The organism is Arsukibacterium sp., assembly GCF_036735525.1.
In the GTDB taxonomy this organism is placed as follows: domain Bacteria; phylum Pseudomonadota; class Gammaproteobacteria; order Enterobacterales; family Alteromonadaceae; genus Alishewanella.
Genome location: NZ_DAINOE010000035.1, coordinates 16,646 through 16,988 on the forward strand (window position 1 = coordinate 16,646; position 343 = coordinate 16,988).

General features: G+C 50.1%; 1 protein-coding gene. It reads left to right on the top strand.

From position 1 onward, the window contains the following. Nucleotides 1-337: chorismate-binding protein (locus V7D78_RS08770; protein ID WP_333608070.1), on the top strand; the 337-nt coding region annotated here is incomplete at its 5' end. Nucleotides 338-343 lie beyond the last annotated feature (6 nt).

Below are 343 nucleotides of genomic sequence, written 5' to 3' on the forward strand. Positions count from 1 at the left end.
ACAATTAGACGCGCTGCATGCTTATCAGGCTTGTATGAATATGGGCACCTTAGTAGGCGCGCCAAAAGTCAAAGCAGCGGAGCTTATTCGTCAGGTTGAGGGTAAGCGTCGTGGCAGTTATGGCGGCGCTGTCGGGTATTTATCCGGTAATGGCGATTTTGACAGCTGTATCGTGATTCGCTCGGCCTATGTGGCCAACAAGTTAGCCTATATACAGGCAGGTGCCGGTGTGGTGTTTGATTCTGTAGCTCAGGCAGAAGCTGATGAAACCCGCAGCAAGGCACAGGCCGTGATCAATGCCATAATTTCAGCGCATAGCAATCAGGTTAAGGAGTAACAAATG